Genomic DNA, 22,316 nt, shown 5'->3' on the forward strand with positions numbered 1-22,316 from the left:
GTTCGATCGTTCACCAGATGGAACTCTGTGACCAATCTATCAGCTCTACCGCATGCAGCGTGAGAGCTGCCGCCGTTGCCGCTGGGCAACACCAGCTTCCTGGATGGGGTCGTACGGCCAGGCATGCTGTTCGAACTGCCGCGAAGGGCCGCAAAGCGGCCCCAATTTGCTTAGCCTCACTGCACCTCGCACGCTTCCTGCGAAGGCACACCGTAGGACACGTAGTACGCCAACCCCACGAAGATCGCCCCACCCACCGCATTCCCCAGGAACACGGCCACCAGGTTCTCCGCCAACTGCCCCCAGCTCAGGTACCCGGCAAAGATCGCTGCGGGAATCAGGAACATGTTGGCTACCACGTGCTGGAAACCGATGGCGACGAACGCCATGATCGGGAACCAGATGCCGAGAATCTTGCCGCTCATTTCACGGCTGGCATACGACAGCCACACTGCCAGGCACACCAGCCAGTTGCAGCCGATTCCGGACACGAAGGCGTGGAGGAAGTCGGCGTTGGTCTTGCTGGTCGCAGCCGCCAACATCTTGTTCAGGTAGGCCCCCTCGGTCAGGCCCAACAGGTGACCGAAGCACCCGGCAACGAACAGTGCACCGAACAGGTTGGCGACGGTCACCAGCAGCCAGTTGCGCGCCACGGCGCCTGGGCCGATACGCCGGGCGAACATCGCCAAGGGCAGGCTCATCATGTTGCCGGTGAGCAGTTCGCCACCGGCCAGGATCACCAGGATCAGGCCGATGGGAAATACCGCGGCACCCAGCAGTGTGCCGAACGAGGCCCACTGTACCGGGATCATGGTGCTGACGTGGATAGCCAGGAGAAACCCCAGCGAAATGAATGCACCTGCGAGAAACCCCAGGACCAGTGTCGCATGGGTGGATAGATGGGCTTTTTTGACGCCGCTCTCGATGACGAGCTCGGTGATACGGGTGGGGCTATTGACGGACATTTTTGCAAACTCGAACACAGTGACGGCGACGCAACTGGCAGGCACGCCGTGGTGGGGCTTGATCAGTACGGGGTAGGCTGCGCAGCTGGCGCAAAGGTGTAACGCGCACCTTTGGGCCAGCGGCGAAGAGGGCGGCAAGCTACATGAGGCAATTTGACGCGGTCAAATCGATGGAATGGATGAGCTGATAGACCGCGTCGATGAGGCCCGCAGGTCAGCGCGCGTAGATCAGCTTCCCGGCAAACCAGGTCTGCAGCACTTGGGTATCGCGCAGCGTTTCGGCATCGACGTCGAGCACGTCGCGGTCGACCACGATCATGTCGGCCTGCTTGCCAACCTTGAGCGAACCGATCTGCTGCTCCAGGCGCATGGTGCGGGCGGCGTTGAGTGTATAGGCCTGGAACATCACCTGGCGGTCGATGGCTTCAGCGGCGTTGAGCACACCTTTGGGCCCCTTGCGGCTGATGGCCTGGTAGATCGCCTGCCAAGGGTCCGGGGTGGTGATCGGCCAGTCGCTGGCGCCGGCAAGGGTGGCGCCATGCTTGAGCAGCGAACGGGCCGGGAAGGTGTGCATGAAGGCCATGGCGTTCACGTACGGCTTGACCAGCTCCATGTTCGATTGGTCGGCGCTGGCCCAGTACAGCTGCATTGCTGCAATCACGTCGAGCTGCTTGAAGCGGGCGTATTCCGTGGGGTTGACCATCTGCAAGTGGGTGATGGAATGGGGGATGCCGCTGTGGCGATCACGCCGTGCCTGCTCGATGCCGTTGAGCGCCTCGCGCACGGCGCGGTCGCCGATGGCATGCACGTGCACCAGCCAGCCACGGGCGTCGGCGGCACTGACCAGCTCGCCAAAGTGCTTCGGGTCCAGCAGCAGTTCGCCGTGCTTGCCGGAGTTGCTGTAGGGCTCGAGCATCGCCGCCGTTTGCGCTGGCGCTTCGGCAACGCCGTCGGCAAACACCTTGATGCCCGGCAGGGTGAGGTTGTGCACGCCGAGAAATTGCCGGCGTACCTTGTCCAGTTCGTCCAGCTCGGCAGGGCGGGCCCTGGAATCGGCCATCAGCAGGGCGGCGACGTGGGCGGTCAGCTCGCCGCGCGCGGAGAGGTCCTTGTACACCGGCAGTACGCCCAGCGAATGGTTGTTCACATCAGCCCCCGGCAGCTCGTTGGCCAGCGGGTCCATCCAGCCGGTGATGCCCAGCTGCTTGTAATGGTCAAGGGCCATGCGCCCTGCGCTCAGCAGGGTGGCGTGGGGCAGCGCGGGCAGCAGGTCGGTCACCGGGTAGTAGCTGGCATCGGCGAGGAAACCGTTTGGGGTTCCGTCCGGGTGTTGGCCGATGGTGTTGCGTGCCTCGGCAGGCAGGGCAGCGATGGTGTCGGCATCGATTGCGGTGCGCTTGAGCATGGCCTGGTTGGCCCAGCCGGTGTGCATGTCGTTGGCGGCGAACAGGATCGGTTGCTCGGCCCATTCGCCGTGGTTGAAGCGCTGTTCCAGCGCCGGAATGTCATTCCAGTAGGTGCCCGGTACACCACCGATGACAAGGAACTCGCCGCGCACGGCCTTGCCGTCGCTGCGCCACTGGCGCAGGCGCCGTTCCAGTTCGTCCAGGGCAACCTGCTCGCCGGCGAGGTCGGCCAGCACCAGTTGCAGGCCACCCTTGATGGCATGCGAGTGGGCGTCGAGCATGCCCGGCATCAGCACCTTGCCACCCAGGTCGATGACCCGGGTGCCTTTGGCCTTCAGGCGTAGCACGGCCTGGTCGGAACCTACCGCGACGATTTTCTCGCCTTCGACGGCCACGGCCTGCTGCAAGGGCTGGCCGGGCTCGGCGGTGTAGACCTTGGCGTTGTGCAGGATCAGGTCCACTGCCGCGAAACCCGGCATGCAGGTGCAGGCCAGGCCGGCGCTGATTGCCATCTTCAGGAGCTGCTTCATGCTGTGCCTCGTTGTTGTCGTGATGGCGCCGCAGCCTAGCCAGGGGGCCAGGGCGGATAAAGGCGAGGGCAGGCACAACTTTTTTCGTGATGGGGAAAGAATCCCGAGCCCGTATTTGCCAGGCTGCAAGCAGCGGACCTTGCCGTGCCTATTCAAATCGCCGGCATTTGCGGGTTTGATAGGAGGGGCAGATACTCGCCACCCTCGCATCACTCCCACCGTTTGTGCCGAACAGGAAGAAACCATGGACAAGATGATGGCCCTGACCATCTTCGTCGCTGCCGCCGAACACGGCAGCTTCAGCCGTGCGGCCGAGCAACTGGGCAAGACGCCGTCTGCCATCACCAAGGCTGTTGCGCACCTGGAGAGCGAACTGGGCGTGCGCCTGTTCGAACGCACCACCCGGCGCATGGCGCTGACCGAGGCCGGTACCTTGTACCTGGAAGGCGCGCGCCAGGCGTTGATGCACCTGCAACGGGTGACCGAGGAAGTGGAGCAGTTGCAGCACGCGCTGCGCGGTACCCTGCGCATTACCGCGCCACCGTCGTTCGGCCCCGCGTTTCTCAACCAGGTGTGTTGCCGCTTCATGCGCGAGCACCCGCAGGTGCGCCTGGAGGTCAACCTCAACGATGCCAACGAAGACCTGATCGATGGCGGCTACGACCTGTCGCTGCGCGACGGCCCCACCGACCAGCCGGAGCTGATCGCCCAGCCGCTGATCGAGAACCGCGTGATCCTTTGCGCCAGCCCTGCCTACCTGGCCCGACACGGCGAGGCGATCACTCTGGAGAACTATGCCCAACACGACTGGCTGCTGTTGCGCCACCCGCTGCTCAATCGCAGCTTCTGGTGGATCGAACACGGCGGCCAGACGCTGCGTGTGCGTCAGCCCACCCCTCGACTGGTGAGCGACAACTTCGACTTCCTGCTGGCTTGCCTGCTCGATGGGCAGGGCTTGCAGTTCGTACCCACCTGGTGTGCCGCCCCCTACCTGGCCAACGGGCAGCTGGTGGAGGTGATGCCCGACTACTGGCGGGCGCTGAGCGCATTCGGCCCCTGGGTGCACGTGCTGTACCTGCCGCACCGGCGCAATACCCGCAAGGTGCAGGCGTTCATTGCCTTGCTGCATGAGCACCTGCACGGGCAAGGCGCGCAGGCGCTGGCACGGGGCTGAGTTTTTCCGTCGGGGCACAAAAGTTGTGCGGGTTGTGGCGATGATCGATTGGGGGAGGCCTCGTTAGGCTAGCGGGGCTTGCCTGACCACCGCGGCCTGTACCAGGAGTTCTCCGCCTTGAAGATCCACACCCATGTCAGCGACATCCGCAACCCCCTCGAGCGTGGCCGCCAGATTGGTGCGCGCTTCGCCGAGCAGATCCGTACCACCACTGCACTGTACCTGGGCTTTTTCCCGCGGGTTGGCGTGCCCTTGAGTGAGGCGCAGCGCATCGGCGAAAACAGCTTGGCAGCCCTGGAAGCCTGGAGCCCGGGCCTGGCCGCTGAAGTGGCCGGTATGGCCAGCGGTGCCGAGCTGCCGCTGTGGCAGCTGGCGAGCCTGAACGCCCGCACTGAAGTACTGGCGGCCCGAACCCGCCACAGCGAATGCTCCACCACCGTGCATGCACCCCGTGGCGCGCGTGCGCCGCAGACCCTGCAGACCTGGGATTGGCATGACAGCCTGTGCCCCCATGGCCTGATGTTGGCGCTGCACACCGAGCGCGGCATGAACGTCAAGCTGTTCTGCGAGTTCGGCATGCTCGCCAAGCTTGGTGTGAACAGCGCGGGCCTCGGCCTGCACTTCAATATCCTCCACCACACCAGCGACAACGACAGTGGTGGTGTGCCGGTACACGCCATCGCCCGGCGTCTGCTGGAGGAGGCCAGCAGTGTCGAGGAGGCCATCGAGCTTGCTCGTTCGGCGCGGGTCAGTGCCTCCACCGTGCTGACAGTGTTCTCCCGCCAGGACCGCAGCCCGCGCGCGGCCAGCATCGAATTGAGCCCCGCTCGCACCGCCTTGGTCCTGCCACGGGAAGACGGCTGGCTGCTGCACACCAATCACTTCCTCGACCCACAGCTGAGCCTGGGCGAGCAGGTCGCCGACCGTGCCGATACGCAATGCCGCCTGGGCCACCTCGAGCAGGTGGTCGGCCAGATGGCCAGCGCTGACCTGCGTGCCCGGGCCGAGGCCATGTGCGGCGCCGAGGGCGACAGGGCGCCGATCTGCTTCCACCCGGACATGGCCATGCCCGATACCGAACGCTGGGAAACCTTGCTCAGCGTCGGCATCGACACCGAACGCTGTGCCCTGCAGTACGTGGCCGGCACGCCTGTGCAACTGGCCAAAGCCGGCTTCGACACTTTCTGAGCCAACCCGGTGCCGCCAGCTCAAGGCGGCGCCGCTGAACGAGAACAACAACAATGCATGCGCAACATTCCCACCCTGCGTCATCCCGTTCCGCCTTGCGAACCTTCTGCGTCTCCGGACTGGGAACGGCGCTGGAGTTCTATGACTTCATCATCTACGGCACCGCCGCCGCACTGGTGTTTCCCCAGGTGTTCTTCCCGCAGATGGACCACCTTACAGCCACGTTGGTGGCCTTCAGCGCTTTCGGTGCGGGCTTTCTTGCCCGACCGTTGGGTGGCCTGGTGTTCGGCCACTTCGGTGACCGCATCGGCCGGCAGAAGGTACTGGTTGCCACCTTGCTGCTGATGGGCATGAGCACCTTCCTCATCGGCTGCCTGCCCGGCCATGCCAGCGTCGGTGTGGCCGCGCCGATCCTGCTGGTGCTGCTGCGCCTGGTCCAGGGCTTTGCGGCTGGCGGGGAGTGGGGCGGTGCCGCGCTGTTCGGCATCGAGTCTGCGCCACCGGGGCGGCGCGGGCTGTGGGGTAGCTTCACAAGCATGGGGATTGGCGTGGGTGGCATCCTCGGGGCTGGGGTGTTCGCCATCGTCAGCGCGGCCTTTGACGACAACCTGGTCGATTTCGCCTGGCGCATCCCGTTCTGGCTGGGCGGTACCTTGGTGCTGATCGGCCTGTACGCGCGCCTGAAGGCACCGGCGGCGGCCACCACGCCCGTGACCAAACCTGTACATGCACCGTTGGCCGCGGCCCTGCGCCAACGTCCGCGGCAGCTGTTGCTGTGCACCGGGATCGCCTTCGGTTACTGCACCATCGCCTACATCGGCAGCACCTTCTTCCTGACTTACGCCACACAGGTGGGCTTTGGCAGCACCGAGGCGTTGATGTTCGACCTGGCGATGTCGGTCGCCATCGTGCTGTCTGCGCCGTTGTTCGGCTACCTGTCGGACCGTTTGGGGCGGCGCACGGTGATGTGCTTTGGCGCAGTGGCAATGGCCGTGGGGCTGTTCGTGTTCTTTTCCCTGGTGGGCATGAAGAGCTTCGCCATCGCCTTGTGCGCCTACAGCCTGACCGGCCTGCTGATGGGCGCGACCCAAGGGCCTATCCCGGCCTTCCTCGGCGAGCAGTTCCCGCGCAGCATGCGCTACTCGGGTATCTCGGCCAGCTACCAGATCGGCGCCGCGCTGGGCGGCGGCACCGCATCGAGTATCGCCACGGCAATCCTGATCCTCACCAACCATGACCCGTTGGGCGTGGCGCTGTATGGCGCGGGGGCACTTGCACTGGTTGCGGTGTGCTCGCTCATGCTGCGCGAGACATCGCGGTTGAGCATGGCGCAGATCGATGAGGAGGTGCCGGGGCGCGTGGCGTCTGTGGCATTGGGCAGTCATTGAGGATATTTTCGCTGCCTGCCATCACCCAGGACAAATTTGAGGGTGTTGGCAGGCTGAAGGCGACAGACGGGCTGCTGGCCGCGCGAGGCGATCGAAATGGGTCTGGTCTTGGCCTGACTGATGCCACTTCAGCCACGGCCACTTGCAAAACGAGATCTGCGAAACTGCGGAATAGAGCATTCAAAGTCACTTGCGAAGTTTGGATCCAGTTGTCGATAAAACTTTCCACTCGGTCAAATTACAACAACTTAGCAAACTAACTAACTTGATTTAGTGTACCGCCTGTCGGTCGTTTTGCTCGAGAAATGAACGATTTGGGTGACGCTGACTCCTATTTGCCAGCAGGTGCCTTCAATGTGATTGCACCTCGCGCCTTTCCCCCAGAACTTATGGACGTTCAACCTCATCGGCATCGCAGGGATGCTCATGGGGCTTTTTTTTTCCTGAATAGTGGAGCAATGCCATGCCCAACCGAGGCTCTTCGGGTGAGCCACCGTGTGTATTGAATAATGATCTGCTTTTTCATTTAACGATTCGAATTTGGCTTTGCCGCTGCGATTAAATCGTTCGCACGCCTATTGCAAGGTCATCTAGCGCTAACGCATTACGTGGAGAAAACGTCGTGGAGATTAATACAATTATTAGCCTGTTCGGGCAGAAAGAATCCATGGAGCTGGTGCGGTTGTCGGTGATTTACGTTCATTTACTGGCCTGTTGCATTGCCATCGGCCTGGTATTCGCCAGTGACGCCGAGATGGTCAGGAACTTGTTGAAAGGTCAAAAAGAGGCCGGGCATGACAGTAAGCATATGACGAGCTTGCAGAAGTCCGTGGCCAATGCCCTGATATTCTTGTGGCTCACGGGCGCCGCAGTGATTGGAATTGACTACCTTGATAAAGGTATGAACTATTTTGCCAATCCGAAACTTCAAGCGAAGGTCATTATTGTCATGTTGCTGACCTTCAATGGCATGCTGTTGCATCGTTATGTATTGCCTGCCCTGCTCAAAGCGGGCAACTTGCTGGACCTTAATTTTGGCGTGCGGATGTTCGCACTGTTCTCCGGCGCGCTGTCGGGTGTGTCCTGGTTGTATGCAGCCATGCTGGGCGTTGGCCGGCCACTGGCCTGGAAATACTCGCTGACCGAGTTGCTGCTGGCTTATCCGGTACTGATCCTGCTTGGCTTTGCCATGATGGCTGCCCTGACCCAGTGGGCACGCAACCGCAGCCAGGCCGAACCGGTTCCGGCGCCTGTCTGGCGACTGGCTGGCATTCCTACCTGATTGCCTGAGTAACGCTTCAATTACGCCGCGAGCCGGGAAACCTGGTTCGCGGCGAGCTCGTTTCAGGCGCAGCCTCTGGGCGGTTCGGCTGGCGGTTGGTAAAGGCCCGAAGTGATGTGTCGCCTGATCCGGCCTCTTCGCGGGCGCGCCCGCTCCCACAAGGTCCCGGTTAATTCAATGAGTTATGTGCAGTTCTGTGGGAGCGGGCGTGCCCGCGAAAGGGCCGGAACAGGCAGTCGAGAAATTTCAGGACTTTCACTTCTACCAAGATTGCGAACCAGCCCCATCCGCTGACGGGTCAGGCGCGAACCAATTGAAATATCGCCGGTAGCAGTTGCCCATCGTCAGGCGGCAGGCCGCCTGCATTGGTTTTTTGCGCTCGTTGCAGCGTGGTGGCGATGGTGATTTCCGTTCGCGACTCGATACTCCGCGCCACACCTCCCACCGAGCCTTCACCGAAGCCCAGCAGCGAGCAGCCGTTGTTGATGAGCACGAAGAATACGATCACCCAGAATGGGCCGCAGTTCATGGTGCAAGCCCTAGGGCGTCGATGGCTGCGCAAGAAACGATGGAAACTCTATCGCCAAGGTCCGCTACATCAGCGCCTTGTCTCATTGAGTTGAAAATGGGGGAAGCCATGTACCCGCTCCAGATGTTGCTTGTGGAGCTAATGGTGACGGCGCGGTGATTCAATGAAAAACGATGCTCAGTGATCCAGGATATCGATCCGCTTGATCATAGAACGTAGCGATCAGCGTTGGATTTGAACGTCGCTGCATGGTTGAGGCTCTTAATGCAAAGGACACCGTGAGGGCTCCCTTATGAGCATTGAACGCAGTATCCCCGAGCTCGAGGCCTGGTACGCCCAGTACGACGACATCAGTTACCGCCGTGAGTCGCCGGATGCCTACCACCATGAACTGCTGCGCACCGCCGAGGCTTTGCGTGACGATGGCGCCATCGATTGGGACGACTGGCTGGCACTCAAGGCATTGGCCGATGACGCCCATGTGCGTGCTCTGGAAGATGCCGTGCAGGCCCACGTCAGCGACCCCGACGCATGAAAGCGCTGAAGATTGCCACGTTCAACATCAACGGCATTCGTAGCCGGCTGCCGGCACTGCTGGCCTGGCTGGAGCGGGAAAAGCCCGACATCGCCTGCCTGCAGGAACTCAAGGCGGCGGATCAGCAGTTTCCTCGCCAGGCGCTCGAAGCGGCGGGTTATGGATGCCTCTACCAAGGGCAGCCTTCGTGGAATGGCGTGGCCATTATGGCGCGGGGCAGCGAACCGCTGGAAGTACGTCGTGGCCTGCCTGGCATGGAGGACGACAACCAGAGCCGCTACCTCGAGGCAGCGGTGCAGGGAGTGCTGGTGGCATGCCTGTATCTGCCGAACGGCAACCCGCAACCGGGGCCGAAATTCGATTACAAGCTCCGCTGGTTCGAAAGCCTGATCGCCCATGTGAAAGGGCTGCATGACAGTGGTCATCCCGCGGTGCTGGCGGGCGATTTCAATGTGGTGCCTACCGACATGGATATCTACAACACGCGCTCCTGGATGAAGGATGCGCTGCTGCAGCCCGAATCACGTGCGTGCTACCAGAAACTGCTGAATCAAGGCTGGGTCGATGCCATTCGTCATCTGTATCCGGACGAACGCATCTATACCTTTTGGGATTATTTCCGCAACCACTGGGCCCGCAACGCCGGGTTGCGTATCGACCACCTGCTGCTCAACCCCGAGCTCGCGCCTTACCTGAAGCGGGCTGGTGTCGATGCCTGGGTGCGTAACGAACCCAAGGCCAGCGACCATGCACCAGTCTGGATCGAGCTGAGCACGCGTCGTCGGCCGTAGGGCAGTTCGAGCGAACCTTCAACTACCGGAACTACCGCTGGAGCCCGAACCACCGGAGCCTCCGGTCCCGTTGCCGCGTTCCGATCCATTGCTGTCACTACCCGATCGGTCGGTAGTGCCATCGCCACCGGTATTGTCAGTATCATTGCTATCGGTGCCGCCAGAGCCCGTCCCCATGGCATCCGCAGGCGTGCCGGAGCCGGTCGCTCCGCCTTGGCCGTTCATGTGCCCACTGTCATGCGGCTGCGTACCAGGAGCACGCTGATCGTTAAGGTCGGTGGCTGCCAGCACCACAGGTGCGCTGACCCCCAGGTACAGCGCGAGCAGTAACGAATGAGGCTTCATGATCTTCATGGCGATACTCCGTTGCGGGTTGGTCACCTTCTGTTCGGCCTGCATCACCCACGGGCGTGCCGTGAAATCGACGGAATGCATGGAGCGCTGACATGCACGGGGGCGGGTTACCCCACGTGAATACTTTGAGGCCCGCGCTTCGATTCCTCTGGCAAGGCCGTGACCTTGATCGCGCGTACCGGTACGGCGAATTTTGCACCGACCTTCGAAAAGCGCTCGAGCAGGTGGAAATTGATCGCTTGCTGGATGTCCATGTACAGGTTGTAGCCCGGGTCTTTGACGATATACACGCACTCGAATTCCAGCGCCTCCTTGCCGAAGCCGCGCAGGTGGGCACGGTCGAAGCGCACCTGCTGTTGTGCCTTGATCGCTTCCTCGACGATGGCGGGTGCCTTTTTCACGGCCTCGGTTGGCGTGTCGTACGACAGGCCGAACTCGAACACGATCCGTCGTTCCTGCAGGCGCTTGTAGTTCTGGATGGTGCTGCTGATCATGCTGGCATTGGCCATGACGATCTGCTCGCCGCCCAGGCTGCGGATGCGTGTAGTCTTCAGCCCTACGTGCTCCACCGTGCCGGCCAGCGGGCCGATGACGATGAAGTCGCCCACCTCGAACGGCTTGTCGACGGCTATGGACAACGAGGCGAACAGGTCGCCGAGGATGTTCTGCACGGCCAGTGCAACAGCGATACCGCCTACCCCCAGGCTGGCGACGAAGGCGGTGATGTTCACGCCCAGGTTGGACAGCATCGCCAGTAGCACCACTGACCACAACAGCACCCGCGCGCCCCATGCCGACAGCGTGGCCAGCGCGCTGCCCTGGTTCAAGCCGTCGGTGCGATGCCGGGCGAAGTAGCGACTCAGGCCCAGGCCGATGGCGCGGTTGGCCCACAGCCCGATCTGCAATGCCGCGACCACGAACCACAGGCTACCGACCCGGGTCAGCCAGCGCTCGGGCAGGTCGAGCATGCTCAGGCCCACCAGCAGCGAGGCAAGGAACAGCAGAAAATTGCTGGTCCCGGCGAGCACCTTGGCCAGCACCTGGCTGAGCGCACCGTCACGCTCGGACCAGCGCCTGACACGATGCAGCATGAAACTGATGGCCGCCCGCGCCACGAGGAATGTCAGCAGCGCTACCGTCAGTGCCAGCAACAAATTGAGAACGGAAACTCCGAACAGTGTGGTATCGGTGAACAAGGCGATGATGCGATCACTCATGAGACACTTGCCTCCTTGCGCAGGATTGGGTGACAGGGGGAGCGGCATTGCCGGCGAAGCAGGCAACGCCACTCGTTAGGTGAGCCTCAGCCGTCGGACTGCTCCTCTGGCGGCACCTGGCCTTCGGGCCAGTCGGGCGCTTCCTGCTCCTGTTCCTGTTCAGGCACAGGCTCGCCTGGGTTGTGGGGTACTTCGTCCACGTACGGGTCGGGTGTGTTGGGTTCGATCATGGTCTGGCTCCTCGCCGTTGGGCTTTCAGGCATGGGCCGGGCTTTCAGCCCGACTCCACGGCAGTGTTTTTCTTCCAGCCCCGCAGGTTCATGGCGCACAGGCAGCCCTGCAGGAGGATCAGCGCCCAGGCTTGCGCCTGCCACCCCCAGGCGGCCCACAGCACGTTGCTGGCAATGAAGCAGCAGAAACCCAGCTTGCGCCGGCCTGGGCGCCGTGAGCCGATGCACCAGGCGGCAAGTACCGTCAGGACCATGGCGGGCCATTCAAGAAAGTCGATCCAGGCCTCCATCACGCGGCACGCTGTTCGCCCTTGAGCAGTTTCTTCTGCGCTTCCATGGCCTGGCCGAGCTCATCCAGTTCCTGCTTGCCCAGCAGCTTGCGGGCGGTCGGGAACAGCTCGCTTTCTTCCTCCTCGATATGGTGTTCCAGCAGTTCCTTCATCACCTTGACCCGCCCGGCGAACTCGACGGTACCGGTCTCGGTTTGCAGCAGGTCCGGCAGCACCAGCGAGTCGACGGTGCGGTGCTCTTCCTTGGCTTCGTAATACATCTTCGCTTCTTCCTTGCCGCCGGCCTGCTTGATGGCCGGGTACAGGAGCTCTTCTTCCAGGGCGGTGTGGATGCTTACTTCCTGCTTGATGCGTTCGAGCAACTCGGCGCGCTTCTTCACTGCGCGCTCAGTGGTGGAGGACAGTTCCTCCAGCAGCTTCTTCACCAGCTCATGGTCCTGGATCAACAAATCGATAGCGTTCATGCAACACCTCTTAGGGGCTGGAAAAATCACGATTGCCTTCGATGGAGTAGGGCCCGCGCGCCAAGGTTCAAAGCGGATGATCAACGTACTGGTTTCGCGAAAGGCTGCACCCACAAGGAACCACGCAGGTTGCACCAGCCCGGCAGGGTCACTCCTGCGGGATGATCGAGATCTTGCCGTTGCGCTCGACGATGGCGAACTTGATCTGCCCGACGCTTTCGATGCCCTGGCTGTCCCGCGCCGATTCGAGAATGTCGTCTTCGGTCAGCCGCGCCCGCCGCATTCGGTGGTGGAGAAAGCGCCCATGGTCCACGACCAGTGTCGCGTGGCCGTCGACCAGCCGGGCCAAGCGCTTGGAGTTGAGCTTGGCCAGCGACAGGCCGACATCCAGGACGATCAGTGTGGCGATCACCAGCATGGCGTTGGTGAACGAGAAGTCCTCGCCGAGCAATGCCTGCTGGGTTGCTTCGCCGATGATCAGCAGCAGGACGAAGTCGAAGGTGGTCAAGTCTGCCAGCGAGCGCCTGCCAGCCACGCGAAACAGCAGCATCAGCGCGATGTACATGCCTGTCGCACGGAGAATGGAGTCCATGTCGCGCTCCTACGGGTAGAGAAAGGTCGAGAAATGCACTGCGCTGCCCGGGCCGGCGCTGACAACTCCTTCGAGCGTGCCGACGTATTCGCTGCGCAGGGTGAGGTAGAGGGTGGCGATACCCTCTTTGCTGGTGCCAAGCTGGAGCAGAAGCGACCTGCCATGGGAACGCGACACTTGCGGCTCTGGCTGCAGCGTTTCGATGCTGGCTTCGCGTAGCAGGGTCCCCCCGAGCAACAACATCACAGGCTCCCCGGCAGTACCGCGAACCGTGATGCGCAGGTTGTCGGTGGTGCCGCTGCGGCTGAGGCGCTGATACTCCACATGCACCCGGCCGTCCTCACTCATGACCTGGGCGTCACTGAGCGGACCGTTGCCGAACAACCCGGCCAGGCCCAGCAGCACGACCAGCACCAGCGCGTACCATCCCACCCGTTCGAAACGCCAGACCCGCTGCTGCATTCGCATGTCTTCTTCGACGGGGTGGTGCCTTGAAGCCAACTCGTCTTCGTCCATGCTCGTAGCCCTTCACGTAGCCCCTCAGGCGCGCTCACCGCGCAGCCAGCGTTGGTGGTAATGGGCCAGGTGCGACAACCCGTAGAGCGCGCCTTGGCGGATTACCTCCGCGCGCTCGCCAAAAAAGCGCTGGCTGCGAGTGAACACGGCCAAGGGCTCGCCGGCAAAGGCCCAGGCAAAGCACACCGTGCCCGGGGCGATGGCATCCTGCGGCTCCGGCCCGGCGACACCCGTGCTGGCGATGGCGACGGTGGCGTCGCTGTCTTTCAATGCGCCGAGCGCCATCTCCCAGGCTACCGCCTCGCTGGTCAGGCCGTAGCGTTCGATAGTCTGCGGGCTGACGCCGAGCAGGCGTTTCTTGGCACTGGGCGAGTACACCACGTAGCCGCTTTCCAGTACCTCACCGGTCCCCGGCACTGCTGCCAGCAGCGCAACCATGGCGCCGGCTGTGCAGGATTCTGCCGTGGTCAGCACCAGCTTGTGGGCCTTGAGGTAATCAAGGGCCTCGAGTACGGGGTCGGTCGTCATGGCCGGTCACTCGTGCGTTGTTTTTTGGTGGACGTGTTTCCTGCGGGATTGGTTCATTGCTTGTGTACCACCCATCAATGGTGGGGAAAGCTTCCTGAACTTTGTTCCGCTTGCTGGCTTCCTCTGGGTAGTAGGGTGGTAGCGCGGGCCACGCGCTGCTGCCGGAACAACCGGAGGAGAAGCGATCATGACCGAGCCTGTGACGTATTTCTGGATCGCGGTGGCGGCGATCATTGTGTTGCTCGATCTGTGGGCCATCGTCAGTGTTCTCCGCAGTGACAAGAGCGATGTGACGAAGGCGATGTGGGCACTGTTGCTGTTGGCGCTGCCCATTGTCGGCCTTGCCATCTGGGGCGTGCTTGGACCGCGTGGAATCAAACGCGGTACTGGGCCGTCGTCGCCTGAACATAGCAAGGGGTAGGAGGGGAAATGAAGAAAGGATCGGAGACACCTCGCGGCGGAACCCAAGGTGAAGAAGAACGGGACAATGATGCGCAGCGTCCTGATGGGTCAACTGGCACGCCCCATGATTCCACTGCGCAGAAAACAGCTCGTGATCAAACGCAACGCAAGCGGTCCGCGTAACCTGTGGGAGCGGCTTTAGCCGCGAAAAATTCAACGCGGTGCATGGCACCGGCTGCGCCGGTGTTCGCGGCTAAAGCCGCTCCCACAGGGTCCCTGCTAATTCAATGAGTCATGGGCAGTTCGATCATCGCTGTATCCCCCCGAATGCATGGTCAGGTCCCAATGTACCGGCGGCAGCGCCCGGCACGAGGATGACCTTGCGGCAGTCGTCCTGCTTCTGGTCGAACAACTTGTAACCCAACGCCGCTTCTTCCAGGGCCAGACGGTGGGTGACGATCAATTCCGGTTCCAGGCGCCCGGCCTCGATATGTTCGAGCAGTTCAGGAAGGAATTTCTGCACGTGGGTCTGGCCCATCTTGAACGTCAGGCCCTTGTCGAAGGCATCACCGAACATGAAGGCGTGGATAAAACCCGCATAGACTCCAGGCACGCTGACCACGCCGCCCCGGCGCACCGCGGCGATGCTCTGGCGCAGCGCCTTGCCGCTGCTGCCCTCGATCTTCAGCGTGGTCAGTACTGTTTCGGTGGTACTGCCCTTGGCCTCGAAACCGACCGCATCGATGACGGCGTCCACGCCGCGCATGCCTGGGGTCAGGCGGATGATGCTGTCGGCCGGGTCATCATCCTGCTCGAAGTTGATCGGCACCACACCGTAGGCGTCGCGAGCGAACGCCAGGCGGTAGTCATTGTCGTCGACCATGAAAATGGTCTGGGCGCCCAGCATGCGCGCGCAGGCTGCGCTCAGCAGGCCGACTGGCCCGGCGCCATAAATGGCTACTGTCGAGCCGGGGCCGACCTGCGCATTGGTAACGGCCTGCCAGGCTGTTGGCAGGATATCCGAGAGGAACAGCACCTTGTCGTCCGGCAGGGCGGTAGGCACCTTGAACGGGCCGACGTTGGCCTTGGGCACCCGCACGAAATCCGCCTGGCCGCCGGGCACGCCGCCATACAGATGGCTATAGCCGAACAGTGCGGCCCCGGGCGGGATGCCTTTCTTGTTGATGATTGCACCGCGGCCGGTGTTGGTGGTTTCGCAAGCGGCAAACTGGTCGAGTTGGCAAAAGAAGCAGCTGCCGCAGGCGATCACGAAGGGAATCACCACGCGGTCACCGACCTGCAGGTTGGTCACCCCGCGGCCGGTATCTTCGACGATGCCCATGAACTCGTGGCCGAAGATATCACCCGGCTCGGTCTGTGGAATCTTGCCATGGTAGAGGTGCAGGTCGGAGCCGCAGATGGCGGTAGCGGTGACCCGGAGGATGATGTCGTCCTCGTCCTGGATGATCGGGTCGGGGACATTGTCGACCCTGACGTCCTGGGTTCCGTGATATGTCAGTGCTCTCATTGGTTCATCTCCTGCAGTGGCGGGTCCGGGTGGTCTATGCAGGGGAAGCCAAGGGGGGAGGTAAAGTTCAGCTGGAATCATCCACTGGCAAGTTTCAGTGCAACCGGCCCCAGCCAACGTAACGAAGTCGCTGGGGGTGACATGGCATCAGCTGAAAACAGCTACCGGAGGAAACTTTAGCTGCCCTGTCAGGCTCAACCGTGCTCAAGCCGAGCGTAAAGCCATGAACAATAATCCAGCGTCGCAAACAAGCTTTGCCCCGTCGGCCACGCCAAGGCAGGTTGCGGGCTTGCTGGCATCGGCCACGTTGATGGTGCTTGCCTCGGGAGTTGCGCCGCATGACCGTGCAGATTGGTGGCTGGAAAACGTTTTGCCGCTGGCACTCCTGCTCACCTTGGCTGCAACCAGCCGCTATTGGCGCTTTTCGTGGCATGCCTACCTGGCAATCATGGTGATGCTGGCGATTCATGAGCTAGGCGCGCATTTCACCTATGCCAAGATTCCCTATGACGCTTGGCTGCGTGCGCTTACCGATCACTCTCTGAATGCCTGGATGGGCTGGCAACGCAACCAGTTCGATCGTTTGGTGCATCTGAGCTACGGCCTTCTGTTCGTCTTGCCGATCAGGGAACTGCTCCAGCGCCAGGCCCTTTTGCGGGGCGGCTGGTTGGCGTTGTGCGCTGTTTCTTTCGTGCTTGCGACATCGGCGCTGTACGAACTGCTGGAATGGATAGGCGGCCAATACCTGGGCGATGACCGGGCACAAGCCTTTCTCGCGACCCAGCAAGACCCTTGGGATGCGCAAAAGGACATGGCCTTGGCTTTGCTCGGCGCACTTTTCACCTTGTTGATCCAGTGGTTTGGGTCACGCAAGCTTTGGGGTAGAAAAGTAGTGTTTGTGGAGTAGAGGCACAGCTGACGGGGCAGGACTTATCGCTGTGTAGGAGCGGCCTTGTGTCGCGAAAGGGCTGCGAAGCAGCCCCAGGGTTTCGGCGCAGACGCATAAGTTGCTGGGGCTGCTTCGCAGCCCTTTCGCGACACAAGGCCGCTCCTACAAGGCCAGCAGGCAGTATCCAGCGCGATCAGAACTTCAAAAGGCCTCTCCATCACTGGAAAGGCCTTTCGCAATCAGCCTGTGACCAGCGAAAATCCCTAAAGTTTCCGTTGGGAAAACAGTAAGTTGGAGAATTTCTCCAAGTCGTGTCACTCGTCGGATTTCCATTGTAAGGCCCTGTGCAGAGCCTCAGGATCGCCTCCGTATCCCTCTGAGGCTTTCACATATGAAGTACTCCTCGATTCTCTTGTTGTCACTTGGCCTGCTGAGCGGCGTTGCGTCGGCAGGCGGCAATACCGGAGCAGGTATAGGTGGCGCATTGGGTGGAGTATTGGGCTCGGTAGTCGGCCAGTCGATCGGCGGCAGCACCGGCTCGGCAATCGGCGCCGGCCTGGGGGGCGCGGCCGGTGGTGCGGTGGGTGCCGACAAGCACAGCCGTGGCGAGGCGGCCATTGGCGGCGCACTGGGTGCAGCTGGCGGCAACGTGGTGGGTCGCCAGATGGGCGGCACCACTGGCAGCATGATCGGCGCAGCAGCCGGTGGCGGTGTGGGTGGTGCCTTGGGCAACCACATGGGCCGGGAATACGATGACGAGAGCGGGCATCGCTATCGTGATTATGACGACGATGACGATGATCGGGGCTGGCGTCGCCACCGCCACGACCGTGGCCATCACTACGGCTGGCGCAACAAACACCGCCACGACGACTGATCCGGCCGAGGCGGTTACGCTGATTCTTTACCTGCTTGGGGCCGCTTTGCGGCCCTTTCGCAACACAAGGCCGCTCCCACAAAGGCTCTGTTCCATGCGCGACAGCGCAGCCATGAGGTAGGGGGCTGTTGTGGCCTGCCGTGTCTAGTTCGCTGGCAAGAGGATCACGAAGTTCTTTTTCATGTCTTCCAGCACGGTCCATTTGCCCTTGGCACCCGGTTCGATGATGAATGTGTCGCCAGCGGCCAGTTTGACCGGGGCGCAACCCTCAAGCTCGATGACGCAGCATCCACTCAGGACATGGCAGAACTCCCAAACCTTGTAGTCGATGCGCCACGCTCCGGTGCTGGCTTCCCATTCTCCGGAAATGCGACCTTGCTGTTCATCGTGATAGTACTTGGACGTCAGCGTATGAGGGGTGCCTTCCACCACCTCTTCAAAAAAGGGAAGGTCGCGTATCGGTTGGATATCCAGTTCGCGGAACACGGTCAGTTTCTTGTTCATGGCTTTTTCTCGAGCACGTTTTGGTTAGGGCGATACATCAAATAGGCTTCACCGGTTACGCCCAGCATCGGGTGCGGAACGATCTGGCAGGTTTTAACAATTTGAAAACCGTGACGTTCGTAGAAGCGGCGTGCACCGTGGTTTTCTGCATAATCGATCAGGCATAGCCCATTCAGGCCCGACTCCTCGGCGCGCTGCTGGGCGTGGCGAAGAAACTGGACGCCCAGCCCCTGGCTGCGCCAGGCCTCATCCAGGGCCAGGCTGGATATGTACAAGGTGTCGGGTATTTCCATGTCGGAATAAGGCGCGAGGACCGGGTCTGTCTCGACAGGCCTGTCAGGGGTCTCGCGCAAGGCATAGCTATGCATCATGCCGATGACACGCCCCTCGGAGGTGGCCATCAGGCAGTTCTTGTAGGAAAAGTCGCCCTGTTCCCTGGCATAGCGAGACGCACCGACGCTCAGCAATGCTTCCCCAGGTGCGGCAAGCTTGCTCCATATGTAATCGGCCATGCCCTCCGATGTCAGTTGAAAGAAGCGCGCAATATCATGCGCGTCCGAGGCTTGAGCGGGCCTGAAGTCGATAGGCATGTACAGTGCTCCCATGGGATCGGGTGGTCAGTTTTCAAGGATTACGCCTTTGGCAGGGAGGCAGGGTAGGCGGGTTGAACGGTGCCCATCATGCTGTGGGCGAACACCGTCAGCACGGTGTGCGACGCTGTCCCATGCGCAAAGGCATTCCCCCCATCGCCGGCAAGCGCGGCTCCCACAGGTACAGCGCATGCATGAAGGCTGGTGATATTCCCGGGGAAGATTGCCCAGCCCCTTTGGGCTGCGCTGTCGCGCAGAGAACAAATATCGCTCATCTGATGCGTCCTTTGTAGGAGCAGCCTTGTGCTGCGAAGAGGCCGTTACAAGCAACAGAGCGTGGATCAGTGTCCGCGCTGGGTCTAACTGATTTTGTAAGCGCGACGCGTACTCTGTGGGAGCGGGTTTACCCGCGAAGCAGGCGCCGCGGTGGATGGCACCGGCTGTGCCGGTGTTCGCGGGTGAACCCGCTCCCACAATGATTTCTGTTGGGCAGAACGACAGACAAGGATCGATTGTGGGCAGCTGTGGATCACCCCTTTACCTTTTCCTCTTCGCTAGCCTGGAGCACCCCGGCAGCATGCCTTGGCAATGCGATAGAAATCAGGGCAGCCAGCAGAACAAATACTGTGGAGATCCACAGGCAGGCTCCCAGCCCGTAAGTCTGGAATACCCAGCCGGAAAGCAGCGTACCGACCAGCCGCCCTAGCGCGTTGGACATGTAATAGAAGCCCACATCCAGCGATACCCCGTCTTCCTTGGCATAGCTGACGATCAAGTAGCTGTGCAGCGACGAATTCACGGCGAACAGCACGCCGAACAGCATCAGCCCGCCCAGAAGCACCACCTGCGTCGACCAGCCTGCCGACAGGCCCAGGGCGATAAGCGCCGGCAGCCCGGCAAGGGCAATCGCCCAGATGAAGGCCGCGCGACCGTCAGGCACATGGCCGCGTTTCTTGCCAGTGATGTGGGGCGCAAGCGACTGGACGATGCCGTAGCCGATTATCCAGGCAGCCAGGAAGCCGCCGACCAGCCAGAAGTCCCAGCCAAAAGCCGTGCTCAGATATACCGGCAAAGCCACGACGAACCAGACGTCACGGGCGCCAAAGAGAAACAGCCGTGCGGCCGAGAGAATGTTGATGGCCCGGCTCTTGGACAGCATGTCGCGGAACTTCGGTTTGGCCTTGGCCTTGCCCAGGTCTTTCTTCAGCAGGATCAGGCTGCCGATCCAGATCAATGCCAGTACCGCCGCCATGGCCAGCACCGCCAGGGTGAAGCCGAGCAGGGCGAGCAGGGCACCACCAAGGAAGAAACCCACACCCTTTAGCGCGTTTTTCGAACCTGTGAGAATGGCTACCCACTTGTACAGGGTGCCTTGCTGGCTGTTCGGCACCAGAAGCTTGATGGAGCTCTTGGCGCTCATCTTGTTCAGGTCCTTGGCGATGCCGGACAGCGCCTGTGTCGCCATCACCCAGGGCACTGTCAGCCAGGCTGCTGGCACCGTGAGCATCAGCAAGGCCAGCACCTGCATGCCCAGGCCGATGTTCATGGTGCGGTTGAGCCCCAGGCGGGCGCCGAGGTAGCCGCCCACCAGGTTGGTGATCACGCCGAACACTTCGTAGAACAGGAACAGCGCCGCAATCTGCAGCGGCGTGTAGCCCAGCGAATGGAAGTGCAGTACCACCAGCATGCGCAATGCGCCGTCGGTGAGAGTGAAGGCCCAGTAGTTGCCGGTAACCAGCAGGTACTGACGCACTTGTGCAGGCAGGGCTGACAACGCCTTCATGATCGCCGGTTACTCCGCTGCGCCGACCAAGCGTGCCAGTTCAGCTGCACGGTTGGCGTAGCCCCACTCGTTGTCGTACCAGGCGTAGATCTTCACTTGGGTGCCATTGACCACCATGGTGGACAGCGCGTCGATGATCGAAGACCGTGGATCGGTGCGGTAGTCGATGGACACCAGAGGGCGTTCTTCGTAGCCCAGGATGTCCTTGAGCGGCCCTTCGGCAGCGGCTTGCAGCAGCGCATTGACCTCGGCAACCGTCGTCTCACGCTCCACCTCGAACACGCAGTCGGTGAGCGAGGCGTTGGCCAGCGGTACTCGCACGGCGTGCCCATTCAGCTTGCCGCGTAGTTCGGGGAAGATCTCGGCGATTGCGGTAGCCGAACCCGTGGTGGTCGGGATCAGGCTCATGCCCGAGGCACGGGCGCGACGCAGGTCCTTGTGTGGTGTATCGAGGATGCTCTGGGTATTGGTCAGGTCGTGGATGGTGGTGATCGAGCCGTGGCGGATGCCCAGGTGCTCGTGAATTACCTTGACCACCGGGGCCAGGCAGTTAGTGGTGCAGGAGGCGGCGGTGACAATACGATGCTGCACCGGGTCGAACAGGTGCTGGTTGACGCCCATCACCACGTTCAGCGCGCCTTTCTCCTTCACCGGAGCGCAGACCACCACGCGTTTGACGCCCTGATCCAGGTAGGCCTGGAGCACCGCTACCGACTTCATCTTGCCGCTGGCCTCGATGACCAGGTCGCAGCCCGACCAGTCGGTGTCCGCGATGTTCTTGTTCGCGGTGACCTTGATGCGCTTGCCCTCGATCACCATCGAGTCGCCTTCTGCCCCGGCTTCACGCTGCCAGCGGCCGTGGACCGAATCGAAGTTGATCAGGTGGGCGTGGGTCTCGGCGTCCCCGGCCGGGTCATTGATCTGGACGAATTCGAATTCCGGCCAGCCCCAGGACGCGCGCAGCGCCAGGCGACCGATACGGCCAAACCCATTGATGCCTACTTTGATTGCCATGGTCTTGTTCTCGAGTTGTGACTTCAGATGGATCGTTGATTGACACGCCCGGACAGTTCCTCGGCCGACTCCTTGCGCTCGGAGTAGCGGTCGACGAGGTAGTCGGCGCGGTCGCGCAACAGCAGGGTGAACTTCACCAGTTCTTCCATGACGTCGACGACACGGTCGTAGTACGGGGACGGTTTCATGCGGCCCGCTTCGTCGAATTCCAGGTAGGCCTTGGGCACGGACGACTGGTTAGGGATGGTGAACATGCGCATCCAGCGGCCAAGCACGCGCAACTGGTTGACCACGTTGAACGACTGCGAACCGCCGCATACCTGCATGACCGCAAGGGTCTTGCCCTGGGTCGGCCGTACGGCGCCCATGCTCAGGGGGATCCAGTCGATCTGCGACTTGAACACACCAGTCATCGCGCCATGACGTTCCGGGGAGCACCAGACCATGCCTTCCGACCACAGCACCAGGTCGCGCAGCTGCTTGACCATCGGATGGTCATCCGGCGCGTCATCCGCCAATGGCAGGCCGGACGGGTTGAAGATTCGCGTCTCGGCACCGAAGTGCTCCAGCAGGCGGGCGGCTTCTTCGGTCAGCAGGCGGCTGAAGGAGCGTTCGCGGGTCGAGCCGTACAGCAGCAGGATGCGAGGCTTGTGGGTGGACTGCTGCTCGATCGCCAGTTTCTCGGCTGTCGGCACATCGACCAGGTCGTTGTCGATGTTGGGAATGTGGTGTTCGGTCATGGTTTCACTC

26 protein-coding genes and 1 pseudogene are annotated in these 22,316 nt (G+C 61.8%); 10 read left to right on the forward strand and 17 right to left on the reverse strand.

All coding sequences use genetic code 11. The features are described from left to right. Positions 1-66 precede the first annotated feature (66 nt). A pseudogene (locus tag CAG44_RS29190) lies at positions 67-141 on the forward strand (hypothetical protein); the annotation flags it as partial. Positions 142-176: 35 nt separating this feature from the next. On the opposite strand, the gene CAG44_RS21910 reads toward CAG44_RS29190, so the two are convergent. Further along, a complete protein-coding gene (locus CAG44_RS21910) occupies positions 177-965 on the reverse strand; it encodes a formate/nitrite transporter family protein (protein ID WP_085663382.1) in 789 nt (262 codons plus the stop codon). 214 nt (positions 966-1,179) lie between these two features. Then, positions 1,180-2,901: an amidohydrolase gene (locus CAG44_RS21915; protein WP_085692978.1), complete on the reverse strand. Its 1,722-nt coding sequence runs from the start codon at positions 2,899-2,901 to the stop codon at positions 1,180-1,182. A 244-nt stretch (positions 2,902-3,145) separates the two neighbouring features. Between CAG44_RS21915 and CAG44_RS21920 the strand changes: the two genes are divergently transcribed. From CAG44_RS21920 to CAG44_RS21935, 4 genes are all read left to right on the forward strand, one after another. Next, positions 3,146-4,075: a LysR family transcriptional regulator gene (locus tag CAG44_RS21920; protein ID WP_085588106.1), complete on the forward strand. Its 930-nt coding sequence runs from the start codon at positions 3,146-3,148 to the stop codon at positions 4,073-4,075. A 117-nt stretch (positions 4,076-4,192) separates the two neighbouring features. Next, positions 4,193-5,263 (forward strand): C45 family peptidase, encoded by a 1,071-nt coding sequence (locus tag CAG44_RS21925; RefSeq protein ID WP_085692979.1) that lies wholly within the window; start codon positions 4,193-4,195, stop codon positions 5,261-5,263. A 53-nt stretch (positions 5,264-5,316) separates the two neighbouring features. Further along, positions 5,317-6,651 (forward strand): MFS transporter, encoded by a 1,335-nt coding sequence (locus tag CAG44_RS21930; protein WP_085692980.1) that lies wholly within the window; start codon positions 5,317-5,319, stop codon positions 6,649-6,651. Positions 6,652-7,318: 667 nt separating this feature from the next. Further along, entirely contained in the window at positions 7,319-7,933 is a 615-nt protein-coding gene (locus tag CAG44_RS21935) for a hypothetical protein (protein WP_085692981.1), read from the forward strand. Positions 7,934-8,231: 298 nt separating this feature from the next. Here the strand turns inward: CAG44_RS21935 and CAG44_RS21940 are convergent, their stop codons facing one another. After that, positions 8,232-8,426: a hypothetical protein gene (locus CAG44_RS21940; RefSeq protein ID WP_178076936.1), complete on the reverse strand. Its 195-nt coding sequence runs from the start codon at positions 8,424-8,426 to the stop codon at positions 8,232-8,234. A gap of 328 nt (positions 8,427-8,754) precedes the next feature. Here CAG44_RS21940 and CAG44_RS21945 point away from each other — a divergent pair, with 328 nt between their 5' ends. Beyond that, a complete protein-coding gene (locus CAG44_RS21945) occupies positions 8,755-8,997 on the forward strand; it encodes a hypothetical protein (protein ID WP_003257678.1) in 243 nt (80 codons plus the stop codon). Next, a complete protein-coding gene (gene xth, locus CAG44_RS21950; RefSeq protein ID WP_085692983.1) occupies positions 8,994-9,788 on the forward strand; it encodes an exodeoxyribonuclease III in 795 nt (264 codons plus the stop codon). Before CAG44_RS21945 ends, xth begins: the two co-directional genes overlap by 4 nt. Positions 9,789-9,806: 18 nt before the next feature. On the opposite strand, the gene CAG44_RS21955 is transcribed toward xth, so the two are convergent. The 8 genes from CAG44_RS21955 to CAG44_RS21985 all read right to left on the reverse strand — a co-directional run bounded on the left by CAG44_RS21955 (position 9,807) and on the right by CAG44_RS21985 (position 13,979). Continuing rightward, on the reverse strand, positions 9,807-10,223 hold the full coding sequence (locus CAG44_RS21955; RefSeq protein ID WP_085692984.1) for a hypothetical protein: 417 nt from the start codon (positions 10,221-10,223) through the stop codon (positions 9,807-9,809). A 26-nt stretch (positions 10,224-10,249) separates the two neighbouring features. Next, a complete protein-coding gene (locus tag CAG44_RS21960) occupies positions 10,250-11,359 on the reverse strand; it encodes a mechanosensitive ion channel family protein (RefSeq protein WP_085588117.1) in 1,110 nt (369 codons plus the stop codon). Positions 11,360-11,445: 86 nt separating this feature from the next. Then, positions 11,446-11,589, reverse strand: coding sequence for a hypothetical protein (locus CAG44_RS28860; RefSeq protein ID WP_158091154.1), 144 nt, complete (start codon positions 11,587-11,589; stop codon positions 11,446-11,448). Positions 11,590-11,633: 44 nt separating this feature from the next. After that, entirely contained in the window at positions 11,634-11,879 is a 246-nt protein-coding gene (locus CAG44_RS21965; protein WP_025339513.1) for a hypothetical protein, read from the reverse strand. Further along, the gene (locus CAG44_RS21970) at positions 11,879-12,343 is read right to left on the reverse strand and encodes a hemerythrin domain-containing protein (protein WP_025339512.1); all 465 of its coding nucleotides are present in this window, start codon (positions 12,341-12,343) and stop codon (positions 11,879-11,881) included. The genes CAG44_RS21965 and CAG44_RS21970 overlap by 1 nt, the downstream gene beginning before the upstream one ends. A gap of 148 nt (positions 12,344-12,491) precedes the next feature. Then, complete coding sequence (locus CAG44_RS21975) at positions 12,492-12,935, reverse strand: DUF421 domain-containing protein (protein WP_004376294.1); 444 nt, start codon at positions 12,933-12,935, stop codon at positions 12,492-12,494. A gap of 9 nt (positions 12,936-12,944) precedes the next feature. Next, positions 12,945-13,451: a hypothetical protein gene (locus tag CAG44_RS21980; RefSeq protein ID WP_085588119.1), complete on the reverse strand. Its 507-nt coding sequence runs from the start codon at positions 13,449-13,451 to the stop codon at positions 12,945-12,947. 24 nt (positions 13,452-13,475) lie between these two features. Next, positions 13,476-13,979: a CinA family protein gene (locus CAG44_RS21985; RefSeq protein ID WP_085588121.1), complete on the reverse strand. Its 504-nt coding sequence runs from the start codon at positions 13,977-13,979 to the stop codon at positions 13,476-13,478. A 187-nt stretch (positions 13,980-14,166) separates the two neighbouring features. Here CAG44_RS21985 and CAG44_RS21990 point away from each other — a divergent pair, with 187 nt between their 5' ends. After that, the gene (locus CAG44_RS21990) at positions 14,167-14,400 is read left to right on the forward strand and encodes a PLDc N-terminal domain-containing protein (RefSeq protein WP_085588123.1); all 234 of its coding nucleotides are present in this window, start codon (positions 14,167-14,169) and stop codon (positions 14,398-14,400) included. Positions 14,401-14,688: 288 nt separating this feature from the next. Here CAG44_RS21990 and CAG44_RS21995 read toward each other — a convergent pair whose 3' ends face one another. Beyond that, positions 14,689-15,909, reverse strand: coding sequence for a zinc-dependent alcohol dehydrogenase (locus CAG44_RS21995; protein ID WP_075045504.1), 1,221 nt, complete (start codon positions 15,907-15,909; stop codon positions 14,689-14,691). 223 nt (positions 15,910-16,132) lie between these two features. Between CAG44_RS21995 and CAG44_RS22000 the strand changes: the two genes are divergently transcribed. Further along, complete coding sequence (locus CAG44_RS22000) at positions 16,133-16,816, forward strand: DUF2238 domain-containing protein (protein WP_085692985.1); 684 nt, start codon at positions 16,133-16,135, stop codon at positions 16,814-16,816. 373 nt (positions 16,817-17,189) lie between these two features. Beyond that, positions 17,190-17,675 carry a glycine zipper domain-containing protein gene (locus CAG44_RS22005; RefSeq protein ID WP_085692986.1) on the forward strand — a complete coding sequence of 162 codons (486 nt, stop codon included), beginning with the start codon at positions 17,190-17,192 and terminating at the stop codon, positions 17,673-17,675. A gap of 144 nt (positions 17,676-17,819) precedes the next feature. Here the strand turns inward: CAG44_RS22005 and CAG44_RS22010 are convergent, their stop codons facing one another. The 5 genes from CAG44_RS22010 to arsH all read right to left on the reverse strand — a co-directional run bounded on the left by CAG44_RS22010 (position 17,820) and on the right by arsH (position 22,306). Further along, positions 17,820-18,179 (reverse strand): cupin domain-containing protein, encoded by a 360-nt coding sequence (locus CAG44_RS22010; RefSeq protein WP_085588129.1) that lies wholly within the window; start codon positions 18,177-18,179, stop codon positions 17,820-17,822. Next, positions 18,176-18,769 carry a GNAT family N-acetyltransferase gene (locus CAG44_RS22015; protein ID WP_170929327.1) on the reverse strand — a complete coding sequence of 198 codons (594 nt, stop codon included), beginning with the start codon at positions 18,767-18,769 and terminating at the stop codon, positions 18,176-18,178. Before CAG44_RS22015 ends, CAG44_RS22010 begins: the two co-directional genes overlap by 4 nt. Before the next feature lie 529 nt (positions 18,770-19,298). Next, positions 19,299-20,552: an organoarsenical effux MFS transporter ArsJ gene (gene arsJ / locus CAG44_RS22025; RefSeq protein ID WP_085692989.1), complete on the reverse strand. Its 1,254-nt coding sequence runs from the start codon at positions 20,550-20,552 to the stop codon at positions 19,299-19,301. 9 nt (positions 20,553-20,561) lie between these two features. Beyond that, the gene (locus CAG44_RS22030; protein WP_085692990.1) at positions 20,562-21,566 is read right to left on the reverse strand and encodes an ArsJ-associated glyceraldehyde-3-phosphate dehydrogenase; all 1,005 of its coding nucleotides are present in this window, start codon (positions 21,564-21,566) and stop codon (positions 20,562-20,564) included. A gap of 23 nt (positions 21,567-21,589) precedes the next feature. Then, positions 21,590-22,306, reverse strand: a complete 717-nt coding sequence (gene arsH, locus CAG44_RS22035) for an arsenical resistance protein ArsH (protein WP_085692991.1) — start codon at positions 22,304-22,306, stop codon at positions 21,590-21,592. Positions 22,307-22,316 lie beyond the last annotated feature (10 nt).

This window comes from Pseudomonas sp. B13(2017) (assembly GCF_002113245.1).
In the GTDB taxonomy this organism is placed as follows: Bacteria; Pseudomonadota; Gammaproteobacteria; order Pseudomonadales; family Pseudomonadaceae; genus Aquipseudomonas; species Aquipseudomonas putida_Z.